Genomic DNA, 23,455 nt, shown 5'->3' on the forward strand with positions numbered 1-23,455 from the left:
TTTCACCCCGTGTTCAGTAAATCTTGGGCCCCTTGGGTACCAAAGAGTGCCACAGCCGTTTGATTATCAAGGAAGAAGGGAATGCTGCTTAAATCTCCGCTTGATGCGTTTCCATAAGAAATTCCCCATACCCTGTATCCCGAGGTTTTTGAACCTCCTTTAAAGTAGTAGTTTAAGAAGTAATAATCCACACTGGATTGTCCTTCCTCTGGTACTATTCCCAATGTATCGAAGAGGTTGGAGAGTTTTTCATCATAGGGTTTATGAGGCACCATGAAGCTTACCAGACCGATTGGATAATACTGGTTTCCAAATTTAACTCCAAGCTCATCTTGCATTTGATGAGCCAGGTTCACGTATGCATCATGGTTCGTATTGCTCCCTTCGAGACGCTCGAAGAAGGACCATCCACTAGATAGCCCAAAGTACATGATATCCCCCTCTTGTTCATTGATACACTCTCGGAACGGTTGGATGTCGTAGACTCTCGCTGTTGTTGTTTGTATGGTTGGTGCTGGCTTTTGTTCTATTTGATTAGATATTGAGACTGTTGGAGAAGTCGATGCATATTTGCGGACGCGTATCCAATCCCATTCTTGATTTTTATCCCATGTCCCCAATGCAATTGCTCCATTGTAATTTTGGTAGGCATTATATGTATTGTATATTATTGCTCCGGTATCCCATTCTAATCTTGAATTATACGTAAACCAATATATTGTTCCTTTATGCCACCCTGCAGGAAGATTTGGATATTCATTATGATAATTCCCCCAAGCATAGTCATCTAAATAAGACCATTCTCCGGGCTGTACCTGATTACTTCTTACCCACCATAAAGGACCCCAGGGATAGGAAGTTTGTCTAACGGCAATATAAAGTTCCGCCCAGCTGTTCTTAATATTCTGGTAGAACTCAATTATAACTGGGGGAGTAAAAGTCTTTTTTGTGTATATGCCTGCGTAATCATTGGTAATTCTTAGTACTCCGTTAATAAGGGATACTTGGGCATTATACTGCTCCCACTTGGTACTATTCAATGTGATCTCATTAAAATCATCATAGAAGTCAAACACTTCATTTGGATTTCCTAATGTTTCTGTGCCACTTGAATCAAATTGTATACTAAGTTTTATTTGAGAATTTGCTGGAATTGTAATATTTACCCAAATTAGAGCTTGTTTGTTAGTGGTATCCCAGCTTTCAACCCAAAAGTTGACAGGATTACAATTTTCATCGTAGATTTCAATAACTGGTACATTGTCATCATCGTTGTCTGCAGTGTTGAAAAATGTTGTCAAGGTGGGATTTGGGAGAGTTGTGCTGTCAATAGTAATTGGAACTTGGAAATTCGTTAAATCCTGAGCCATATTGTTTTGTATTGTCATGTTTAATCTGTATTTTAAGAGGGAACACCAGCCACTACCACCATTTATATTATCAAACACCATAACACCCATGTCTCCTTCATTGAAAACATCTCTTGGGGAGGTTCTTACTCCACTTAAAGTCGTGTTGACGATAATTGGAGCAGTGATATTTATTGAGCCGTTTAGCAGGACGTAACCTTTTGCTCCGTCTCCAGGATAGACATCTCCAAAGTGTATCTTATCAGTATCTACGCCCTTAGATAGTTTTTCAATGACGTGAGACTCACTGCTACTTCCATTACCTGCCAGAACTTTTATTGGCTTCTCAATAAGCTCTGGGAATGTGTAATCACAGGCTTTTATTGAACGGTAGTACCTACCCCCGGTAATTGCCGAGAATATTGGGTCTTCTAAGTTGCGTATATCCACTATTGAGTAAGTGTAATTTCCGCTTTTTGGTATTGAGCCACTGTAAACTATTTTTCCGGACATGTCTGTAATCGTTATGTTTGGGATTCTAGCTTTTATAACGATTCTAAAAGAATCTAAAGGCGCTACAGTGAGTTCCATACTGTTTGCTATCACACTTACGTTTGGGGAAATCTCAAATCCTTGTTCTCTTAAGTCTTGGCTAATATTTGTGAGCCACTTTTGGATTGTTTGTCCTTGCATTATTCTGTTAACATCATATCCACTTATAGCTGGAGAGCTACCTGTGAGGATTAGGTCTTTTATGGTCTCGTTTGCCATTTTGGATGTTATGAAGTTGCCAGTAACAGAAACATAATCGACTACAGCCACTATAGCTCTTTTTCCAGAAATCTCTAACGCCTTTTGAAAGTCCAAGTCTAAGTATGAAATAGTCCTATAGCTTCTCTCAACTTGGGTTCTCTCGCTCTGCGCTTGGACTATTTGAGAAGACACGTCCTCATAAGTCGCTAAGAGCAGCAGCAGAGGGATTAAAAGTACGAGAACGAGTGAGTTTAATAGAAATCCTCTTCTCCTCATCAGTCTTCCCTCCACACTCTGAGGGTTATTGTTATGGGCTCAAATAATCCGGGAATGTTGCCCATGTTTGCAAACACTATTTGAACTCCAGCTGGTAAATCCACATCAATTGGATTGGTTTGTGCTCCATCGTAGGGACTATCTTCCCATTCTTCAGGATTAGCATCATTTTCATAGTTTAACTTATCAAAGAGCCTCAAAATTGCGTCATCAACGGCATAAGTGGTGGGATCTAGGTTGTCTATACTTATTGCCTTGTAGGGAGCATCTCCAACTAAAATCGAGCGCGTGTAGGTAGTTGAGCCATCATTGTAGTAGTATGTTAAGTTGTATCCCTTGTATGTTGGATAGTCTTGGAGTAGTCTGGGAAACACATCTCCATAACCTGCGTAGCCTTGGATGAAGTATTTTATGATACCCCTCGTCTGTTGATATCTGTATGATGTTCCTCCATTGCCTACACTTGTATCAAGCTGTGCCAGAAATGTATTTGCCTGACCTGGTACCATCATCCAGTTATAAAGCTTTGAATATGAAACCCTTATAGCATAAAGACCATTGGGGCCTGCATAGAACTGTCCTCCCCCATTATTCAAATTCTCATTCAGTCTTTGGGTAGTTGAAGAGCTAAAGCAGTAACCTACCCAGTAGTCAGCATACCACGGATCACTCTCCGGCGGCAGGTCATAGTTCACACTCATCTGTGAATAAGTGTCGACACCACATGCGTAAGTATAATCACCGCTGTAGCTGATTTTTGGGTCTTGGTAGTCGATATATATCGAGAGCGGGATGCTGTATTGGGTTATTAGTGTTTTAGATATGTAGTTAATTCTTACCTCCGAATCAGGATAGCCATATAAAATTCTGTTGGCTACCCCACCACATTCAGAAACAGAACATCCATAACCATAACCTGCGCCACCATATGTGAAATATCCCGCGTCTCCTGTGTCCACAAATACTGCATCAAAGGCAACTACAAAATCAAAGACCATCTTGCTTAGGTTGTCATAGGATACCCCTATATTCTGCAATGCAGTTTTAATCTCATTGTCTGTAAACTCTACAGTCGTTACTCCCGATTCACTGGCATTTTTTGTAAGAAGAAGTGTTAAATCACCCCCAAGACCATAATAAAGGCGGACGTACTTTACATTTTTCACTTTAAATCTCATGTTAATCGAAGTGATGTTCCCTGGGACGAAGTTCTCAAGCAGGTAAAAGAATCCAGTATACTGAGAATTGATATTGTATATCTTTATTACTCCCGGATTTTTAGTGCTTAGGCTGCTGCTCCTGTACTTGATGTATACTGTGGTTCCGCTTCCTGCGCCTATTCCATCTTGTACGTACCTATATGAATAATACGCGTCGTGATACACTATTCTAAAAGTATTAGTGCCAGGCTGTAGGTATCCTGAAATATCGGGGGCGTTTGGCAAGGAGTTTTGTAGGGAGACATAATTTCCGTTTATATATACGTCTTGGGTTTCGCTGAGCCTCTTAATAAAATTACCATTTGCCTCTATGATACTCGCATCGTTCGGTAAGGTTATATTTCGTGTTAAAATGAGGGTATTGCTGTAGCCATCACTTGAGAATGCTCCGGCCAAAACTCTCATCCATCCGTATAGATCTTCCCTTGTAACTTCCGCTTTGGTCAAATATGCCCTCGCCATATATCCTCTCGGCGTTTGATTGAATGCATAGCCGCTCAAAACTAATGTTGCTGGGGAAACATCTTGAGCTTTTGAGTAGTTGGCGCCAAGTTTCCTCAAATATGGGCTTGTGTAGTTGTTTATAAGGAACTCATAATTGTAGTCTTTGAGTGTTCTGTTTAATATGTATCCTAAAATTATCTCCGCTTTATGTTTTAGGTTCTCTGAGGGGTAAAGAGGTTCGGTAGCCCAATAAGTTGCAGCTATTTCTAGGGGAGGCATATTTTCATCTACTAAGTTCAAATTAAGCGTTCCATCGCTTTTCCACTGTTCGATTATGTTTTGGGGAACTAGCTCCTTCAATGCGACGGTTCTCAGGGTCGTGAGCGTGTCCTCGGCTTTGTATTTATTTTGGCCCCTCATGTAAGTTGAGTAAACCTGAGTGTTGCTCTCCATTACAATTATGCTTGTCACAAATATCGTAACTAAGAGGAGTGAGAGCAAGGCATCGAGCGTGAAGACGAATCCTCTCCTCTTCATCTGTCATCCCACACCCAAAGTTTTATTAAAACAGGTTCAAACTTTGGCTCTAATAACATCCCCAGATTATCTAAGTCTCTCAAAACTACATCTCCGCTGAAGTTCTTTTCATAAAGCCAAAATTCTACGGGTTTTGCTCCGTTTTCTGATGTGAATTCTTCAAAAATCATACTCCAGGGTATCCTTACAGTAGTAGTGTTTCCCTCATAAAACTTTGGCTGCATTGTGTCGTTTTGCCATGCCACAACGGCTTTAATATTTGAATCCGCAGCGTCTTTCTCAATAAAAATGCCTTTTAATAATGTTCCATCTAATATAGCAAATGTTAAGTTTCCAGCTTCGTTTTGGGGCACGCTAATCTCTAGATATGAATAGCCAGGAAGGTTCTGCTTGAGGTTGCCTACAATGATTGCCTCTTTTTGATTTTGAGTGAGGGTAATAGTCCCGTTGTAGATTAGCTTTGCAACGACGAAATTTCTCGCTTGATACTCTATCCATGGCGAACGAACTTTCGACGCGTTGATTGTGGCACTATCTGTAGTTAAGCTACCGTTGATTATAGCAAAGCTATAAGTTGGGGTGGTGAGGTTGGTTGGGTAAACAGAAGTGGCCGTGATGCTTAGACTCCCTCTATCATAGCTTTCCACAGTAACCCTAACTTGGCCAATTCCGGTAATGTGAAGTGTGCACGGAGTTCCTGAACTAAAGGAGTATTTGAAGTTTGAGATAGCATTGATGGTTTCTACTATAACGTAGCTGTTTGAGGGGATACTTCCATAATATGTGTCCTGTCTGTACACGTCGATATCCTCCAAAGGAATGAATTCAAGGACATCTCCGGAGTCTAGTTGAATGTTATTTCCAAAAGGTGCAGGCGCTCCATTGAGCAGTACACTATCACATTCAACATCAAACGGGCTATTTCCCTTGTCAGAAATCCTAAAGTTTCCGCTATCTTGGGAAAGGTCCCATGTTATAAGTGGGCCCGGAAAATCTCCAGCGATACTGAGATTTTTGGTCGTTAGATAGAGTTCTATTTGAAAATCTTTCCATTTACTTAGGTTCAACAAGCTGTTCCTCGTAACTGTACTGATTATAGAAGAGTTTAAAGCTAAAATCTTGTCATAATCAAGAGCAAAGAAGTAGTCCTCACTTCTTATGCCTACAACTTTAACACTACTTGGATTGTTCTCCCATCCCTTTGGATAGCCTGGACTTTTAGTTAGAACGTCAAGCATGTTGTCAGCGATGTTTGCTCTATCATACCAATCAATTAAATTTGTAACTTCCGCTTTTATTATGTCATTGGTATTTACAACTACCCCTACTATCATTATGATGATCACAAGTGAAAGCATGGCATCTAAAGATAAAATTTGACCTCGCCTCTTCATCCTTTCACCACTCTCACACTAATCTCTATTATTCTACCTGAATACACTAAATTCGTACTATTCTTTGCTAAGTTCGTGTTTTTGGCTATGTCTTCAATGATAAATGACTTTATGCCGTTTGCAATAGTCGTATTGTCCACTTGGAAAGGAGTGTTTATTGTGACTAGAATCCTTGTTGTAGTGTTTGTATCGACCTGGGTTATGTTCATCACTCTAAAATGATAGTTCTCACCATTTAATGACTCCAGTGCAGGATTTAAGAGCGAATATGGGCTCTCGCTTATTTCAACGCCCATATTTAAGTAGTCGCATGCATGGGAGGCAGATGTTCTAACATAAGCTATTACGGAAATGTTCCTATTTTCATTTAGATAGCTAGGCACTACAAAAGCTATTCCTGCCATTATGATAGCGACTATGAAGAGTGTTTCGAGAGCGGTCTGCCCTCTACGGCTCAACCTTAACATATAGCATCTCCTCGGTAGAGTTATAATTCGCCACTATCCAAAACTCTCTTTTTGAGCTCGTCAAGGTCACGTTTGATGTTGTGAGTGGTACTGTTGAGTTTTGTGTAATTGTATAGCTCTTTCCTTCAATAGTGACGTTTATGATAATCAGATTTGAAGTCCCATCGAGCTGTATTCTTACGCTGTCTCCAGTGTCGAGCTCAAATGGGAGAACTTCCTTCTTTTTAAATCCCTCTCCCACAGCATAAACTTTTGTTATATGGTCTCTGATGGTTATAGAGAGCGTTTTAACACTCGCTAGTGTATCAAAAGTCTCTGCATGTCCCACTTCACTGGTGGCTAAATACGTTAAGTTCACCACGGTTAGCGTGATAAGCAAAATTGCAAAAAGTATGTCCAAGCTCACCTGGCCCCTCATCTCACCCACCAGGATTGATATTTATTCTCAATTCACCTTTGCTCGCATCAAGTGTCCAGCTCTCTGTGCTATCTGGGTTCCACTCTACAATAATTTTAATGCTTGTAGGAAGGCTTCCGGCGTTTATAAGAATCCCGGGAAGTGATGTACCTGAAGCTGCAGGTGAATAAGATGTAACGCTTTTTGCATACATCGCTCGACTCCAAAATAGGTTTTTCTTTGCAGTGCTGGTCTCGTTGGCGGATATCGTCTTGTTTGCGCTGTCTAAAATGGCTATATACGTCCCATTTTGGTATCCTATTAGCAGCTGAGGGGTTCCACTCATGTTGAACGCTTTTGCTATAAAGTCAGCATCGTTTAGGTACTTTAGAGTAATATACGTGGTTGCTTTGGAGCCTGGGCCTTGGGCATAGACTTGAGACACTGTGTTTGAGATTGAATTAGAAAGGCTTTTAGCCTCTAAACTAATTTGAACCCTAAGGATATCAACGGATTGGGAATTTTGTGTAAATGTAATGTTGTTAACAGAATAAACTAGCAGGACAAGGAATATTGCAAAGACAAACATGAACTCTAATGACACTTGGCCCTTTTTCATACTCTCACTTCCATGTCTATACTATTACTACGAAACTATTTAACAGTTGTTACTTATTTTCAGCCACATCTTCCTCTTTTACGGTGGCAATCGTGTTTATTCCCCTCTTTTTGATGTCTATACCAAAATAGTCATAGTTAAAGACCTTAAAACCATACTTCTCTTTGTCGAGTGGATGGTTAGCTATAAGCTCTTTTAACTCATCAATAAAAAACTGAGTCAGCTGGTAGTATCCAAAGTCAAGGAACTCCTTTTTGTACTCTCGTAGGAATATAAGGAGGGGCAACATGCTTAGTCCGACCAGTAACAGGGCTTCTCTGTAAATGATACTCAAAATCGCGGTTATTCCAGCAAAGCTTAAAATAGCTATTGTGGTGATTTTTATCTTGTTTCTTATTTCTTTCATCCGATTTACTCTGCTTTCCCATATATCCAGCAGAGCCGGGTTGTAAAAATCAAAGGCCGTATGCCTCTTCCCTTTTTGGATTCTCTGCCTTATCAAGTCATCCCAGTCATCTTGATAGTATATAATCTCTCCTTTATTCTTTGCTCTCTCTGCATCGAGTGAAGAGATTATCCTAATTATGTCTTCCGCGCTCTCGTGGGCGATGTGGGAGTAAACCTCCTTCTCATTGAGCTCTAGAGCAACCTCGACTGAGTCTTTCATTCCACCTCACCTGGGTATATGTCGTCAAAGTCTGGCAGACCTTGTAAAAGCTCTTTTTTCTTTGTTTCTGCCTCTTCTTTGGCTTCCATAAATGATTGAGCATAATTCCTGGCAGTAATTATTATGTCCTCTATGCTCTTGCTTTCATAGATACCGCTTAGCAGTGTCACCACTTCGACTTCTCTTTCCCTGGGATCTGGATAAAAGCCCCTAAAGATTTGCTTTCCCTTTATCTTGTGGGTTAGATAGTTCAAAGCCTCAAAAATTTCGTTGGCCTTTAACACTTCTGGTGGGCCATGAATGGCAATTAGCCCATACAAAGCGGATTCTATGTTTGCCTCTAAATACAGCCCTTCGCTTTCAAAGGACTTCAAAATTAAGCGGGATAGGTTTTTTAGCTTTGAGGCATCTTCTTTTGCATAGCCGATGGTTGCAAAGCTTCCAAAAGCTTTAAGCACAAACTTTAAGTCGCTTCCATCAAGAGTCTGCTCCCCTGGGATGTCAATTAACGCTAAAAGTGATGCGATGCGCTCGACAATTGTATAATTTATCTTTTCATAGGCCTTACTTATATCATCACCGCTTTCTCTGAGCTTATTGTTGTCTATAGCCACTATTGAATCTGCAACTTTTGAGAGCTTATCTATAGTTATGGCAGCGTTTATTGTGGGCCTTATTCCTTCTTCTTTCAAGGGCAGAGCGCCTATTGCGACAACCAGTGAATCGGGATACTCATTTTTTAAAGCCTCTGCTAGTATGGGTGTTCCCCCTGCTCCCGTTCCCCCTCCAAAACCAAAAGTTAAAAAGAAGATGTCAATATCTTCTCTTCCCATTATTGAGTCTATCTTGCGCATTATCATTGACAAATCGCGCTTCATAGCCTCTCTGCCTAGTATTGGATTTGCATTTACTCCTTTTCCTCCAACGATGCTGTCTCCTATGAGTATCCTCCTCTCATGGGGAACGTGCTTTAAGTACTCTAAATCTCCTTTGGATGTGTTTATAGCCAAGGTCTCAAAGTCGACCAATGCGAATAGGTCAGCTATCTTAGTCCCGCACTGACCTATTCCAATGATTAGAGCTCTCATCTATTTAATCACCTCACTATCTCTGCGCTTAGCTCATCAACGCTTGCCTTTCCGTCGTAGTTTGTATCATTAAATTGAACTATCAATACTTTTCCGTTCAAATATCTAATCAATCCTGAGTCGAATAGTGTTTTAACGGCGTCACTCAAATCGTCTTTGTATAATACAAATAGGATAACTCCTTTTTCATACTTTCCAGGGATTAGGACAATCGTTTTATCAAGCGGGTAACTCTTTCCTTCTATCGTGACTACCGTGCTTCCAACTTCAAAGCTCACATATGGGTTGTAGTCCGCAAGCTTAAATGTGCTGTAGTTTGCTAGGACTATATAGTTGCCATCACTAAACTCTTTGAACTTTTCCCTGCTTACATTTGCTCCGAATAGCTTATCTACGGCATCCTTAACTGTTGAGGCTGTTTCGTTCCTATCATCTATATAGCTAATTGTGAACTTCTCCTCTCCAAGGAGCCTTATGACATCGTATAAACCTGTTCTAGGTATAAACTTAAAGTTCGACAAATAGAGCGTTTTTAAGGATGTATCTACTACTGTCTCTGGCTCTTTATCCTCTACCCACTTTAATATCTCATCTCTTAAATTGTAGCCTAGCTTGTATAGCAGTTCTGTCGCTCTTATAGTGAGCTCTATGCTCGGTTTTCCTTGGTACATCAGCACGTTGGCTATGTAGCTGTCCTTCACAATAGGCCATGCTCCATCTTCAGTCCTCTGATCTAGGAGCCATTCTATATGTGGTTGAAGCTCCTCTCTGCTGGATATTGGGTAAAGAGCTTCTAAAACCTCTAAAGTCGTTGAGACGTCTTTTGAAAGCATATAAGAGTAGTATTTAGTTTTTGTGAATGTTCCCCATCCACTGCTGGAGATTGATAGCAACCATTCTTTTGCTTTTTGCACATCGGGGTCTTCTGAAGAGACGCCCAATGCGAGTAGTGCTTTAATTGCCAAAGCTGTATCGTAAGGTTGAGGTCCTAAGAAAGCTCCCCACTTTCCGTCGCTCCTCTTTAAGCTTTTGATGAGCGTTATCTGCTCCTGCTTTTGAGTCTCATTTAAGAGGTTAAACTCCAGTAGCGTCAGTAGAGCATAGATGTGCGCAGGATAAATCTGGCCTCTCTCCTTTGCAATTTGGGAGAGGGCTTCAAATCTGTTCTCTGTCCAATTTAGCCCCTTGTCTATGCTTACATCCCTAAAATAACATAGTTTTAGGGCTTTTAATGCATAATATGTAGCTTTTTCATTTGATGAGAGCCCATAAATATAGCTCCAGCTCCCATCGTCATTTTGCAGAGCTTTCAAAGCTTTACATGACTCTTCAAAGGGGTTCTCCGGAGTTTCGCTTAGCTTGTCACTTACTAATGCAAAGCTCAGCGTTGCATAAGAAGAGGTTTCTACGATTTCTGCGCTTTTCATTAAAAATGCAGGTTGGTTTGCCCAGTAAACGGGATCATCATTTTTGATATCTTCCAAAATAAGAAGAGCTTTCGCAACATCGAAGCTCACGCCCTCGTAAAGGGTCACTACATACGTTACCATTGCCCTTTCTCTTTGAGTGAGTGAGTCATTGAGGAGAGCCTCTCTCAACTTTTCTATCCTCTCGCTTAAGTCCTTTGGAGTGTATCCAATGTTGTAATATGCTATGAGCTTTAGTGCTTCAATTTCTTTCTCAGTAAGTCCAGGATAGCTCTCTATTTTTTCCAGATATTCCACTGCGTTTTTCAACATGTAGGAGCTTTCCCATGAGTATGATCTGCTCCCAAGAGCCCAAGTTGCAATTACACTTGGGTAAAAGTCGCTTTGAGTGTCTTCAACATATCCCCATGCCTCTCCATTAAAAGAATCTTTTATGAACGTGACACCTGAATCAGTAGCTCTCCTGACAGTGGTGAACCTTGAGGTTCCCATTTCATAATGGTTAAGAGCATTGGATAGTGCAATTACAGCATAGGCTGTGCTTAAAACGTCACTCTCATGTCCTTCCCTATAGCCCCATCCTCCATTTGGGTTTTGGGCATTTAGAAGTAAGTCCACATATTCGTCGATATAGGGGGATAAGTCTTCTCCAACTTTTCCTTCAGATTCCACTATTGCCATGAGGGCCAGACTAATATCCCTCGTTTCGCTAGATATGTCTTTTGAAGTTTTGATAAAATCAGTGGCTTTGTCTAATATTGGATTGGCTGTTACGTTTGCGTATGGAATCAGGAGCATAACGATAAACATTAATGATAAAATACGCTTCATTTTTCACCCTCCCTAATTTCTATAATAAGTATCTCCCAATAAATAAGTTTTTCCTAAGCAGTGAAAACACTAGAAAAGCAAAAGAGGGTTAAAAAGGCCAAACCTCAGTCACAGCTTTATGAAACGCTCTTCTTTGCTGATATCATCCCTCATTATTAAAACTACCCTGCTTGGCTCATATTCATCCTCTATGTGATATCCTGGAAGGTGTTTGACTAGTTCTTCCGCAAAAGCTTTTATTTCTGCATGTTTGGGCATATTGTTTATAGTGAGTCTGTTCCTTGAATACCCCACAAACATGTATGCTTTTGCCTCGACGAACATTGGTCTTGCTTTCATAATCAGCTCTGCGTATCCTTCTGGGTTGTGCATGTTCTCGCCTTTAACGAGAGTAAGCCTAATGACGGTTCTTGTTGGCAAGCCATTCATTAATTCGAGGGTTTTGTTTATCTTTTCCCATCCGTCGGGGATCATCGGAACATTCACTTTGTTGTATGTCTCCTCATCTGGGGCGGTGAGTGAGACATAGAACTGTGTTGGTAGCTTGTTTTCCTTGATCATCTCCTCTAAACGCTCTGGTTCAGTTCCATTTGTAACTATGAACGTAGTTATGCCCCTCTTGTGGAACTCCTCTACCAATTCGCCTATCTTTGGGTAGAGCATTGGCTCGCCGGACAGGCTGATGGCAGCATGTTTTGGTTCCATCGCTTCATCAAGCTTTCTGGCATTTATTTGATCTTTTATTCCACCATATCCGCTTAAGAGCTTTCTCTGTGCTTTTATGCTCTCATCTATGAGGGCGGCCGGATCATCCCATGGCTCAGGGAGTTCAATACCCAAAAAGCCTTCCATAGGGCGCCAGCAGAAAATGCAGTTGTGAGTACACCAGGCTAGCACGGGTGTCATTTGGAGGCAGCGGTGGGATTGAATCCCATAAAACTTCTGCTTGTAGCAAACACGGTTGTGCTTTATACTCTCCTTTAACCAATGGCAAAGCTTAACTCCACTGTGTCTTCCAACGAGAGCGTAATGCTGCTTTTTAAATAAATTAGCAATTTCCTCAGGCATATTATATCTCGCATCACTCATTTAGGCTCACCTAAACCTCGTTGAAGCTATGCTTTTAAAAGATTTTGCATCGGACTATTTGGTGATCATAAAATATCTATGCAAACGCTTTTCACATTTTTAATAATCCCCCTAAATTCTCCATATTGGTTGTAGTCTCCTAGATACCCTCAAATATTTCTGAGTCCCAATATGGCATTAGCTTATCCCATTATATGGGTGTTTTGCCTATTGTCGATATGTGGTTCAACAAAAAACTTAAATACCAAGAGATTTTATTGGGCTTTATGTTTAGCGAGTTAAAACCAACTTTAATTATTAAAACAAAGGCTAGAGAATTTGAAATTGATATATTTGAGGAAGATGAATTTGAGGAAAGACCAAAAGTTCGCTTCGTCCAGGAGATTAAGCGGGTTCACTTGGCATAACCGCTTATAACCACAATATCCTCAAAAAAATAATGTTCTCTGGCGGTTATTTCTACATTGAAGCCTTTAGATTTGAGCTTTTCAAGCGTTTCTTCGATTCCAGTTATTGAGGACTGAACTATCTGAACTATGCCCTTTGGCTTTAAGTATTCCTTTACCTCTTCGATGAACCTATCCAAAACTTCTCTCCCGCTAGCTCCCCCGACTAAAGCCAAATCTATGGCTTCTTCTGGTTCTCCTGGTAAATAGGGGGCATTAAATGTGATTATGTTAAATTTGCCTTCAACCTCCTCAAAGAGGTCACTCTGCCTAAACTCAACGTTTTTTATGTCATTAAGCTTAGCATTTTCCCTAGCGAGCTCAACGGCTATTGGATTAACATCAACACCTAAAACGAACTCTGCTTTTTTTGCCATGATGAGAGCTATTATCCCAGTGCCTGTGCCAACATCTAAAGCCAAATCCCCTTCTTTTACCTTCAAATTTCTCGCTAACAGAAAGCTGTCCTCTAAAGGCTCGTAAACTTGAGGGTGAAGCTTAATCTTAAGTCCTTCGTAGGTTATGTAGGGCATAAAGAAAGAAGGAGGCGAGGGCTTAAATGCTTTACTCAGTTTTATAGATCTTGTCCTCAAACGTAACAAAATCCGTCCATGCTGCATGTGCCAAAAACTTGGCCTTTAAGTTGGGCTTCCCATCCTTAAACGCTTCTCTTTTGTGGCTCCAGCCAACGACTTCGCCAACAAAAAACGTGTGGTCTCCATATTCTTTGTTATCCACAACTCTGCACTCTATGTTTGCGAGGGCTTCGTGTATGCTTGGCGTTTCTATTTTCATTGAAGGAACCAGAGTTATGCTCATTTCTTTTAGCTTTGCTGGACCGCTCTTTGTTCCGGCTATCCACACATCTCGGAGCATGTCTAAGCTTGGAACGCTTACAACAAACTCATTATACTTGGTAATTAAGCGGTGGGTATAGCGTCTTGGTGAAACAGCTACTCCAATCATCAGCGGGTCGTGAGAGAGTATTGTAACCCAATCGGCTGCCATAACATTGGTCTCTTCTCCCTTGCCCGACACAATTAGGTAAGTACGCATAGGATACATCAAGCGATGCATGAGCATCACCAATAATTGGTGAGGCGACATTCATTAAAAGGGTTGCGTGCAAACTTTGCACAGCAAAATTTGATTTAAAAAATGTGCTTTGCTAAATATGGTTCAACAAATGAAACCAATCTGGATGGATAATCCTAACTCAGAACAGTTGCTGAACAAGGAGGGTAAAGGGAGGCACGAAGGATGTCAGAAATAAAACAGAAAAATGCCTCCTTTAATCACTTCCTCTTCCACTCTGTGTAGCCGCAGCGTCCGCAGCTCCAGCGATCCTTGTGTTCGGCCATAAATATTCCGGGGCCGCACCTTGGGCAGAACTTCTTCTTTCTCTCGACCTTGTCGCCCTTGACCTCATAGTACTTCCACTTTTGGGTAGCCTTCTTTTTACCAGCCATCTACATCACTCCTCCTGCTCTTGTATTAGGCCGTCTCTCTTTAAGATGTACTCAGGCTCGATGTACATCATCCTCTCCTTGCTCTCATAGGCCTTAGCGTAGCCCTTTGAAACTTTGCTACCGAAGTATGAGCGAATGTACTGTATGACAGTTGTCTCTGGGTTTAAGTCGAGCATAGCAACGAGCTTACCCTTGACGTCTTTCCTTGAGGGTGTTGGTTCTCCTTCGTGAATGACCTCAAAGTATATCTCCTTTCTTCCTAAGAGTGGATTTTCCTTGGTTTCAATAATCCTAATCTCCATCGTAAACCACCTCCATCCTTCTAAGCAGCTTTGCGAACCTAAGCTTTTTTTCGGGTGTGACCTTTATAAGCACTACCCCTTCATTGGGCTGTCCATAAATCACCAATGAACCGAGGGGAGCGTAAATTACAGCTGGAATTGTAGCCAAATCTTCTTCTCCACAAACTTTTATGTGTACTTCTCTCCCTCTTTTAATCAGCTCAACTGATTTTTTAATGGCATTTAATAAAGCTTTCGTTATTGTTGCTGGGGGATTGTGAACTGTCATTGCAATGGCCTTACCTTCAACTTTGGGCATATATGCTTCTCTTTCGGTTTTATAATCATAAATTGCCACGTTCGGTTCTAAACCGAGGTTTACAACGTTTTCCGTCACTACATCACCAACTGTGATTAAATAGGGAGCTGACTTAAACTTCTCAAGGGATTCCAAATATGGTTGAGGAATCTCACCTTTAATAAGCTCGCCAAGAGGCTCTTTAAGTTCTTCTCTCATCCAAATTGGGAGTTTAAGATAAAAATCTTTGCACTTGCCCATTTTCACCTGACCCTAATAGCGTATTTTCCTTCCACGCTCACTTTCAGGCTTTCAGCTATCCTAGACTTCTCCGGATCTAGGATTATCACTAAATCAAACCACTCATTGCTCAAGTCCCTACTTCCACACACAGGACACTGGTCTTCTGTTGTTATGTGGTGGCAGTGTCTGCATGCTCTTATCATTGAGCCTCACCCTCACTTTGCTTTCTCTTTTGCTTCGCTATCCACTCGAACTTTCCAAGGCCTGGCTGCCTCATGGTTAGGCCTATCTTGTTCTCTCTAACGACTTTGCTCTTTGCGCTTATTGCGATTATCCTGGCTCTCGCTTTATCACCGAGCTTTAATATGTTCTTGCTCTCCTTTCCAACAAACTGTTTGTTCTTCTCATCATAAACCACGTAATCGTCCATTAACTGTGAGATGTGAACTAAACCGTCTAAAGGCCCAATCCTAATGAAAGCACCGTATTGGGTTATATCAACTACCTCTCCCTCAACGACCTCGTGGAGCTCGGGCTTCCACACCAGAACGTCAAAAATGGCCTCATGGTATGTGGCACCATCCCCAGGGACGATAATCCCTTCGCTAATCTCCTTTATATCCAATACAGCCAAAACCACGCCTTCATCTTTATCGTAGATGCCCTCATATATGAGCTTGAGCTCTTCTCTCGCTGCTTCCTTTGGATCCATTGTGAACTTTGTTGGGGGAATTCTCACTACGTCTTTAACCGTCAACAGCTTGTACATGTCTTTACCTCCAAAAATTTTTGAAAAGGAAAATCATTTCTTAAACTTCTCTTTGTAGAGCTCTATGGCCCTGAGAATCTCCTTCTTGGCGACGTCAGCGCCTTCCCATCCCTCAACGGTGACTTCCTTGCCCTGTAGTTCCTTATACCTCCTGAAGAAGTGGGCAATCTCGTCGAGGAATGCCTTTGGAACGTCGCTTATGTCCTTGACGTCGTCGAAGTATGGGTCCTCCACTGGGACAGCTAAAATCTTGTAGTCCCTGTCGCCGCTGTCAACCATCTTAAAGAGGCCTATTGGCCTTGCTTCAATGAGCACTCCGGGATATACTGGCTCCCTCATGATCACCATAATATCAAAGGGGTCATCATCGTCGTACCAGGTTTGTGGAATAATTCCATAGTCTACTGGATAGAAGAATGGGCTGTATAATACTCTATCGAGCTTTATCAAGCCGCTCTTTTTATCGAGCTCATACTTGTTTCTGCTTCCCTTTGGTATTTCAATCAATGCGTAAACAACCTCTGGGACTTCTGGTCCTGGCTCCAATTCGTGGAACGGATTCATCTCAATCACCTCATAGCCTTTTTAAAAAGGAAGGATATAAACTTAACTCTGCATCAAAATTTAGGCGTTTCTTTTTAAAGTTTTGCTCTCTTCAGCTCACATCTGGGTGTAGAGGAAGTATGCGTAAAGCGCTAGCAGCGTAATGCTCGTCTTTCTTCCAACGCGGTTGTTCAGGCGAAGGGAAATGGTTAAAACAAACATTACTAAGAGCGTTAATGGCATGGTGGTTTGGAATATGCCAGTATCAACTTTTATGGGTCTTATGAGGGATGCCACTCCAATAACCATAAGGATGTCCAGGATATTTGCGCCTATTATATTGCCGACGCTTATGTTGGGTATCTTTTTGAGGGTTGCCGTTAGGGCATTGGCGAACTCTGGGAGTGAGGTTCCTATTGAGACCAGTGTTAGTGCTATTACCACTTCGGAAACTCCAAATGTCCTTGCGAGGCTAACAGCGCTATCAACCACCAGCCTGGCTCCTAAAACAACTATCAAGCCGCTCGCGAGCATTATAAGAATTTCTCTCTTTGGGTTCCCTCCTCCCTCAGGAGGCTCTTCGAGAATCATATGCTTTTTGTAGAGGTAGTAAAGGAAGCCGAAATATATCATGATTAAACTAGCCCCATCGAGCCTCGATATTACCCCATCCCTCATCAAGAGCCAGGCATAGGCGGTTACAAAAACCATGAAGGTTGAGTTTCTCCATGCGACTTTATCAACATTCAGAGGCATTATGAAGGAGCATATCCCCAGAATAAGCGCTATGTTGGCCAAAGCGCTTCCCACGGCATTTCCTAAGGCCATATCGCTCCTTCCTTCAAATGCGGCCAGAGCAGAAACGGTAACTTCGGGGAGCGTGGTGGCAATGCTTGCCAAAACAAGAGCTATTAAAAACTCGCTGACTCCAAACCCTTTAGCCACTCTAGAAGCGGACTCAACGAACTTATCGCTCCCTTTGATTAGCAGTATCAGTCCCACTACGAACGCTGCAATCTGGATTATCATGGTCATCCCTTGTAGCCTTGGGGACTTCTCTTTAAAAATCTAATCCTCATATCCTTCTTGTTTTCCTTTTTTGCCTTCCATCTTTATGACATAGTCGGCGGCATTTTGGAGGGCAATGCTAAAACCGGGATCAACTCCAATGATTACCATTTCTTTTCCAACTCTCTTTGCCTCACTTATAATTGGTAGAAAATCCGCATCTCTCGTTGCAAGAGCTATTACTTCCATATCTGAATTGTAAATCAGTTCCATAGCCTCTATGGCAACTCTAACATCTGTATCTCCAGCTACGATTATGGGCTCAAAGCCTTGGTTTACTATTGCCTCTATGAGGCCTTGGGGTGCGTATTGATTTAAAACGACCTTTGCAACCCTCAATTTTCCAATTTTTTCGAGAGCTGCTTTTATATCCTCTAAATGAAGTCCAAACTCTTTCCTAAGTATGTTCGGACCGTCTATAATCAAACCAATAGATTTTTTCTTCTCTACTTTCTCTTTTTTGCGTGTTTCTTCTTTTTCTACCTTCTTTTCTTCCTTTTCTATCTCCTTGCCAAATATCTTAAACAGCCGCCTTTTCATATGTTCTCACCTTCAGGAGTTAGGAGTATTACATAGTCAGCACCATGTTTTAATGCAGAGCTGAAGCCGGGTTCTGCACCTATAACTACGGTTTCTTTTCCTTTTTCCTTAGCCTTTAAGATTAATGGCAAAAACTCGGCATTTCTCGTTGCAAGAGCTATTATATCTATATTTGGGTTGTATATCTCCCTCATTGCTTCAACCACTAATTTAACCCCTGTTTCGCCGGGCACGATTATAGGCTCAAAACCTTGATTTGCCACGGCTTCTATGAGGCCTTGAGGTGCGTATTGGTTCAAAATAACCTTTGCTACTCTTATATTCCCTATTTTTTCCAGTGCTTCGACGATATCTTCAAGGTGTATGTTAAATTCTTTCCTAAGTATGTTCGGACCGTCTATGAGAAGGGCTATTTTTTTACCCCTCTGCATTCTGCTTTTTATGGTTGCTATACTCTTGACTCCTTCTTTTGTCATCGACATAATCTTCTCCCAATTACTGGGCATGATAACCACCGCAGTTAATCATTGAAATGCCTAATTCAGTTTTTGACTTGAAAATATAAAAAGGTTCGCCAGTCAGCGTTTGCTGTTGAGGATGTGCTTGTAGTAGTACCAAAGGCCGCGTGTTATGTCCCTTACCTCTATCATCGTAAATGTTAAGGAACGCCCGATATATTCAGCGCTCTCTTCCCACGTGTGTGCTTGAAGAACGCGGTGTATCAACAGGTGTATCTGCCTCTCATCTAAATATGGTTTCATCCAGCCGTCGAGGAAGTAGAGCTTTACTATTGGTTTAACTGCATCTAAAACGGTATCATATGTTAGCACTTTGCCAGTGAATAGTTCTAAGCGCTTCTTTTGTACTTTTGTCAGGTGTATTGGATAATCAACTGCCTCTTCAAATGGGCTTTCAAGGAGCCACCTTGCAATTTCTGGCTCTAAATCTTTATGAGTATCTCCAAGCCACTCCAATAGACGAATCCTAAATTCTGCATTTGCCTCTTTTACAATTTTTTTCGCTTTTTCACTTATGGGCTTAATCACTATGGCGGTATACTCACCACTAACCGGGTTTCTTGAGGGGCTCAAGTGAACGGGAGCAAATCCATTTCTCACCCAGAACCTAATTAATTCCTCGCTTGCTCCAAAACCTGAACCAACCCAATCGTAGCCCTTTTCTTGAGCCTCTTTAATTAAAAGCTCAAGTGCTTTGCTTCCCAAACCGCGATCCATTGCATCTGGGTGCGTCGCTATTCTAACGACACGGTAACCTTTGAGCTTAGCAAACTCCTTGGCATAGTGGTGTTTGACCATCATGTCCGGGATTATATTACCACGCGGTTTGTATCCTTGGGCCATTTTATCAATTACCTTCTTTGGAATTCCGCCCTCTTTTGCTATTTGGACCGCTGTAACGATTTTGCCGTTGCTCAAGCGTAAAACTCTAGCTTCATGGTGGGGAGCGTCTGCTAAAAGTGCTACATCGCTCGGTCTGTTCTTGTAGTGTGCTAAAACATAAATTCCAACGAAGTTCCTTAGCTCGTCTTCGCCTTTTCCTTCGAACCACTCATCCAAATCCGGCTCTTCAAACTTAACTTCCTTGCGCTTTATGAGCTCATAGTCTTCTTTTGTTAGGTCAGTGGGCTCTGCATCGAGGAGGAGGATATCAAAGAGCCAGTTTTCTATAGGGTCTCCGCTGGCATATCTAATCGGCGTTGAAAGGTGTATCTCCTTAAACTCCCTCTTCTCTTTAGCCTTCTTTAAGAACTTGACAGAAAATCCTCTTCCAGCTCCTTCATAACCGTGGATAGTTGAGGAGTAAATTACTTTGGGCTTGTTCAAGTATTTGTGAAGAATCGGTACGTGAATTCCTGCTGCTTCATCCAAAACATAAACGTCCGCCTTCTTTTTGTAGCCTTCGGTTGGCGGATAATATCTCAAACCTATTCCCTTTGCATAGAGCTCTTTGATTAATCCCTTTTCTTCAACCACTTTCACTTTATAACCGAGCTTTTCGAGGCTCTTCTTTGCGAAGCGGAAAAGGCTTTGAACGTTTTCCAGCTCTGGAGCAGTCACCACGACTCTAAACTTCTTCTTTCCACTAACTTTTGCGAGCCCTATAACGCTTATTCCAACGCTCACACTCTTTCCTCTTCCTCTATCTGCTGTCAAAACGACCATCCCATCTTTATCTGCGAGCTCTTCAATGCTCTTCAAAACCTCAGCTTGACCCTTGGTTAAGCACAACTCATAGAGCTCCTTAGGGAACTTGACTTCCTCTGGCATTATCACTTTTTCCCTATCCGGCAGCTTTGCTTGGTCTTTGCTGTTTTTTGGCTTCCTAAGCACTTTTTGATTCTCTGCTTTTATTATGTAAATGCCGTTATGCTCCTCAAACTTCCTAATAAGACGTCTATTAAAGCGCTTCTTCACGTCATCGATTGTGTATGGAGGGGTAACAAGGCTCTTGTGAAAGCCTGTCCACATCTTTTTCCACTTTTTGAATGGGTTTGTCAGGACAAAAATTAACCCTCCGCCTCTGATGGTCTCTATAATCCTTCCTAAATCGTTTGGAGAGAAGTCGTAGCTCAAATCCAGAATGAGCATATCAAAAGTCCTTCCAAGAATGTCTTTGGTGTATTTGAAGGGAACAGCTGTGACGTTAACATTTTCTCCCGCTAAAATATCGAAGTGCTTCCTAAATTCCTCATACCTCTTTCTCCCAAAAGTTTCGGGCCCTAAAGCATCCGTGGCGTAGAGAACTTCGATTTTATCTTCACTCTCATCTCTAAGTTTTTTCTCTATAAGCTTGCTCACGATTGAGGAGAGAATGCTAGCAGAAGCACCCCCTAAAATTCCTGCTAACGCTGCTTTTTCCATTCCCTCTCCTTGGAGAACAATCATCCTTCTGTGGAAGCTCTCTAATGCCTCGCTTAGGGCTCTCTCTGTGAGCTTTAAGAGATTATCCTTAACCCCCTCGCCCTTTGCGTACTCTCTCACATCTTTGCTGAATCGCACTTTTACGGTCATCTCTCCACCCCCTGTAAGAGAAAATGTGGGGAGAATTTAAAAAGTCATCTCTTGTGAAAATCAAATTTCCTTTGGTGTCTTCGATTTATCACCAGTCAAAAACTAGGTGAATCTCATATCTAGTTCTATTGACCTTAAGCACCAAGTTGCTTAAACCTTTGTTGATGGCATTAAAACATTCATCTGAACGCTAAGCTTTTATATGAAAAAAGCCGAATTGGTTCGGTGATACCATGAAGAAGCTCGACATTAAAGACCTCGGCAAGTTTAGACTCCTTGGAGGGTTGGATGTTTACAAAAACAAGACGGCCTTTACAGTTGCGGAGATAAGTCTCGAGAAGGACGACTATTTTTCAAAGATCTACCTCTATGATGGGCGAAAGGTTAAGCCCTTTACATCCGGCCCAAAGGACTCAAATCCAAAGTTCTCTCCCGACGGAAAGCTAATAGCTTTTACATCAAAGCGCGATAAGGAGAGCAAGGAAGCTGAGCTTTACCTAATTCCAACAACGGGTGGAGAAGCTAGGCTTTTAAGGAAGTTTAAGTTTGGCATTAGTGACTATGAATTTTCTCCTGATGGGAAGCAATTGGTGGTAATAGCCCCTGTAGAGATTGAAAGAAGGAAGAAGAAAGATGAAGACGTTCACTTAATCAAAGAGATTCCCTTCTGGTTCAATGGTATCGGCTGGATTTACGGAAAAAGGAGCCACATCTTTCTCGTAAACCTCGAGAGTGGTAGAAAGCGAAAATTAACGAAGGGCAAGCTTAATGTTCAAACACTCAAATGGAGCTCCAGTGGAGATAAAATCTACTTCATAGCTGAAGAGAACAAGGAAAAGGAGCCCATGATAAGCGACCTCTTCGTTTTGGACTTAAAGAGTAGGAAAATTGAGAAGCTTACCGAATCCAAATGGCGCATCTCTGACTTTGTAGTCCTCGACGAAACAACATTTATTTTAAGAATGAGCACTCTTGAGAGGGGAATTCCAACGAACACTCACATCTACCTCTTTAACGCCGAGACGAAGGAAATTAAAAAGCTCACCGCAGAACTCGATAGGAGTGCTTACAATTCTCTCAACTGCGACGTTAGAGGAAAATCGAGGAATCCGCTCATATACAAAGATGGCTGGGTATACTACATAGCCACCGACGGTCCGAGGGCGAACCTCTTTAGAGTAAACCTCGAAGGTAAGATTGAGCGCGTTATTGGTGGAGATAGGAGCGTTGAGACATTTGGCATTGGTAGTTATTTAGTCTTCATAGCTCAAGATGCCACGACCCCAACGGAGCTCTACGTTTTCAGGGACGGGAAAGAGAGGAAAGTTAGCGACTTCAACGGTTGGATTAAAGAGTATAAGCTCTCAAAACCTGAGCACTTCAAGGTTAAAGCTTCCGATGGCGTGGAAATTGACGCTTGGATAATGAAACCCCTTGACTTCAAGGAAGGAAAGAAGTATCCCGCTATCCTTGAGATTCACGGAGGACCTAAGACCGCTTATGGCTACTCATTCATGCACGAATTCCATGTTTTAACGGCTAAGGGCTTTGTGGTAATATTCTCCAACCCGAGGGGAAGCGACGGCTATGGGGAGGAGTTCGCCGACATTAGGGAGCACTACGGCGAGAGGGACTATCAGGACCTGATGGAGGTCGTTGATGAAGCTTTGAAGAGGTTTGATTTCATTGATGAAGAAAGAATCGGCGTTACCGGAGGTTCTTACGGGGGCTTCATGACGAACTGGATTGTAGGGCATACTAAGAGGTTTAAAGCTGCAGTAACCCAGAGATCAATCTCCAATTGGGTAAGCTTCTTTGGAACGACGGATATAGGCTACTTCTTTGCGCCAGACCAAATTGGAAAAGACCCATGGAGCAATCTCGATGGCTACTGGGAGAAGAGCCCCCTCAAATACGCGCCAAATGTTGAAACGCCTTTACTCATAATACACTCAATAGAAGACTACCGCTGCTGGCTCCCGGAGGCCCTGCAGTTCTACACAGCACTCAAATATTTAGGCAAAGAAGTTGAGCTCGCGTTGTTCCCGGGTGAAAACCATGATCTCTCGAGGAGCGGAAAGCCAAAGCACAGGGTTAAGAGGTTGGAGCTCATAGCAGGGTGGATGGAGAGGTGGTTGAAGGGATGATTTAATGTAATAATGTAAGATGAAAAAAGATTATATACGATAACCACATGATGAAAAATAT

At 41.9% G+C, this 23,455-nt stretch carries 24 protein-coding genes; 2 read left to right on the forward strand and 22 right to left on the reverse strand.

What is annotated here, in order from left to right:
• Positions 1-2 precede the first annotated feature (2 nt).
• The 10 genes from PAP_RS00710 to twy1 all read right to left on the reverse strand — a co-directional run bounded on the left by PAP_RS00710 (position 3) and on the right by twy1 (position 12,558).
• Positions 3-2,378 carry a DUF2341 domain-containing protein gene (locus tag PAP_RS00710; RefSeq protein ID WP_048164083.1) on the reverse strand — a complete coding sequence of 792 codons (2,376 nt, stop codon included), beginning with the start codon at positions 2,376-2,378 and terminating at the stop codon, positions 3-5.
• Positions 2,378-4,579, reverse strand: coding sequence for a hypothetical protein (locus PAP_RS00715; protein ID WP_048164085.1), 2,202 nt, complete (start codon positions 4,577-4,579; stop codon positions 2,378-2,380). The genes PAP_RS00710 and PAP_RS00715 overlap by 1 nt, the downstream gene beginning before the upstream one ends.
• Positions 4,576-5,973: a hypothetical protein gene (locus tag PAP_RS00720; RefSeq protein WP_048164087.1), complete on the reverse strand. Its 1,398-nt coding sequence runs from the start codon at positions 5,971-5,973 to the stop codon at positions 4,576-4,578. The genes PAP_RS00715 and PAP_RS00720 overlap by 4 nt, the downstream gene beginning before the upstream one ends.
• Positions 5,970-6,440, reverse strand: coding sequence for a hypothetical protein (locus PAP_RS00725; protein WP_048164089.1), 471 nt, complete (start codon positions 6,438-6,440; stop codon positions 5,970-5,972). Before PAP_RS00725 ends, PAP_RS00720 begins: the two co-directional genes overlap by 4 nt.
• Positions 6,421-6,858: a hypothetical protein gene (locus tag PAP_RS00730; protein WP_048164091.1), complete on the reverse strand. Its 438-nt coding sequence runs from the start codon at positions 6,856-6,858 to the stop codon at positions 6,421-6,423. Before PAP_RS00730 ends, PAP_RS00725 begins: the two co-directional genes overlap by 20 nt.
• Position 6,859: 1 nt before the next feature.
• Positions 6,860-7,456 (reverse strand): class III signal peptide-containing protein, encoded by a 597-nt coding sequence (locus tag PAP_RS00735; RefSeq protein WP_048164093.1) that lies wholly within the window; start codon positions 7,454-7,456, stop codon positions 6,860-6,862.
• A 49-nt stretch (positions 7,457-7,505) separates the two neighbouring features.
• Entirely contained in the window at positions 7,506-8,123 is a 618-nt protein-coding gene (locus PAP_RS00740) for a hypothetical protein (RefSeq protein ID WP_048164095.1), read from the reverse strand.
• On the reverse strand, positions 8,120-9,211 hold the full coding sequence (locus PAP_RS00745; protein ID WP_048164097.1) for an FtsZ/tubulin family protein: 1,092 nt from the start codon (positions 9,209-9,211) through the stop codon (positions 8,120-8,122). The genes PAP_RS00740 and PAP_RS00745 overlap by 4 nt, the downstream gene beginning before the upstream one ends.
• A gap of 8 nt (positions 9,212-9,219) precedes the next feature.
• A complete protein-coding gene (locus PAP_RS00750; protein WP_052649021.1) occupies positions 9,220-11,469 on the reverse strand; it encodes a prenyltransferase/squalene oxidase repeat-containing protein in 2,250 nt (749 codons plus the stop codon).
• Positions 11,470-11,577: 108 nt separating this feature from the next.
• Entirely contained in the window at positions 11,578-12,558 is a 981-nt protein-coding gene (gene twy1, locus PAP_RS00755) for a 4-demethylwyosine synthase TYW1 (RefSeq protein WP_048164099.1), read from the reverse strand.
• A 266-nt stretch (positions 12,559-12,824) separates the two neighbouring features.
• Here twy1 and PAP_RS10320 point away from each other — a divergent pair, with 266 nt between their 5' ends.
• Positions 12,825-12,965 carry a hypothetical protein gene (locus tag PAP_RS10320; protein ID WP_169738668.1) on the forward strand — a complete coding sequence of 47 codons (141 nt, stop codon included), beginning with the start codon at positions 12,825-12,827 and terminating at the stop codon, positions 12,963-12,965.
• On the opposite strand, the gene PAP_RS00765 is transcribed toward PAP_RS10320, so the two are convergent.
• From PAP_RS00765 to PAP_RS00820, 12 genes are all read right to left on the reverse strand, one after another.
• Positions 12,953-13,537: a HemK2/MTQ2 family protein methyltransferase gene (locus PAP_RS00765; RefSeq protein ID WP_048164103.1), complete on the reverse strand. Its 585-nt coding sequence runs from the start codon at positions 13,535-13,537 to the stop codon at positions 12,953-12,955. The genes PAP_RS10320 and PAP_RS00765 overlap by 13 nt on opposite strands.
• Before the next feature lie 31 nt (positions 13,538-13,568).
• The gene (locus PAP_RS00770; protein WP_048164105.1) at positions 13,569-14,087 is read right to left on the reverse strand and encodes a flavin reductase family protein; all 519 of its coding nucleotides are present in this window, start codon (positions 14,085-14,087) and stop codon (positions 13,569-13,571) included.
• 212 nt (positions 14,088-14,299) lie between these two features.
• Entirely contained in the window at positions 14,300-14,473 is a 174-nt protein-coding gene (locus tag PAP_RS00775) for a 30S ribosomal protein S27ae (protein ID WP_048164107.1), read from the reverse strand.
• Between the two features lie 5 nt (positions 14,474-14,478).
• Positions 14,479-14,775 carry a 30S ribosomal protein S24e gene (locus PAP_RS00780; RefSeq protein WP_048164109.1) on the reverse strand — a complete coding sequence of 99 codons (297 nt, stop codon included), beginning with the start codon at positions 14,773-14,775 and terminating at the stop codon, positions 14,479-14,481.
• Positions 14,765-15,271 (reverse strand): GTP-dependent dephospho-CoA kinase family protein, encoded by a 507-nt coding sequence (locus PAP_RS00785; protein ID WP_236626996.1) that lies wholly within the window; start codon positions 15,269-15,271, stop codon positions 14,765-14,767. Before PAP_RS00785 ends, PAP_RS00780 begins: the two co-directional genes overlap by 11 nt.
• A 44-nt stretch (positions 15,272-15,315) precedes the next feature.
• On the reverse strand, positions 15,316-15,498 hold the full coding sequence (gene spt4, locus PAP_RS00790) for a transcription elongation factor subunit Spt4 (protein WP_048164113.1): 183 nt from the start codon (positions 15,496-15,498) through the stop codon (positions 15,316-15,318).
• On the reverse strand, positions 15,495-16,064 hold the full coding sequence (locus tag PAP_RS00795; RefSeq protein WP_048164114.1) for a DNA-directed RNA polymerase: 570 nt from the start codon (positions 16,062-16,064) through the stop codon (positions 15,495-15,497). The genes spt4 and PAP_RS00795 overlap by 4 nt, the downstream gene beginning before the upstream one ends.
• 33 nt (positions 16,065-16,097) lie before the next feature.
• Complete coding sequence (locus tag PAP_RS00800) at positions 16,098-16,628, reverse strand: inorganic diphosphatase (protein WP_048164116.1); 531 nt, start codon at positions 16,626-16,628, stop codon at positions 16,098-16,100.
• A 96-nt stretch (positions 16,629-16,724) separates the two neighbouring features.
• On the reverse strand, positions 16,725-17,636 hold the full coding sequence (locus tag PAP_RS00805; RefSeq protein ID WP_048164118.1) for a calcium/sodium antiporter: 912 nt from the start codon (positions 17,634-17,636) through the stop codon (positions 16,725-16,727).
• A 39-nt stretch (positions 17,637-17,675) separates the two neighbouring features.
• Positions 17,676-18,215 carry a TIGR00288 family NYN domain-containing protein gene (locus tag PAP_RS00810; protein WP_048164120.1) on the reverse strand — a complete coding sequence of 180 codons (540 nt, stop codon included), beginning with the start codon at positions 18,213-18,215 and terminating at the stop codon, positions 17,676-17,678.
• A complete protein-coding gene (locus PAP_RS00815; protein WP_048164122.1) occupies positions 18,212-18,721 on the reverse strand; it encodes a TIGR00288 family NYN domain-containing protein in 510 nt (169 codons plus the stop codon). The genes PAP_RS00810 and PAP_RS00815 overlap by 4 nt, the downstream gene beginning before the upstream one ends.
• A gap of 72 nt (positions 18,722-18,793) precedes the next feature.
• Entirely contained in the window at positions 18,794-21,247 is a 2,454-nt protein-coding gene (locus PAP_RS00820; protein WP_048164124.1) for a tRNA(Met) cytidine acetyltransferase TmcA, read from the reverse strand.
• 233 nt (positions 21,248-21,480) lie between these two features.
• Between PAP_RS00820 and PAP_RS00825 the strand changes: the two genes are divergently transcribed.
• On the forward strand, positions 21,481-23,394 hold the full coding sequence (locus PAP_RS00825; protein ID WP_048164126.1) for a S9 family peptidase: 1,914 nt from the start codon (positions 21,481-21,483) through the stop codon (positions 23,392-23,394).
• The last annotated feature ends 61 nt before the right edge of the window (positions 23,395-23,455 follow it).

Source organism: Palaeococcus pacificus DY20341 (assembly GCF_000725425.1).
Taxonomy (GTDB): domain Archaea; phylum Methanobacteriota_B; class Thermococci; order Thermococcales; family Thermococcaceae; genus Palaeococcus; species Palaeococcus pacificus.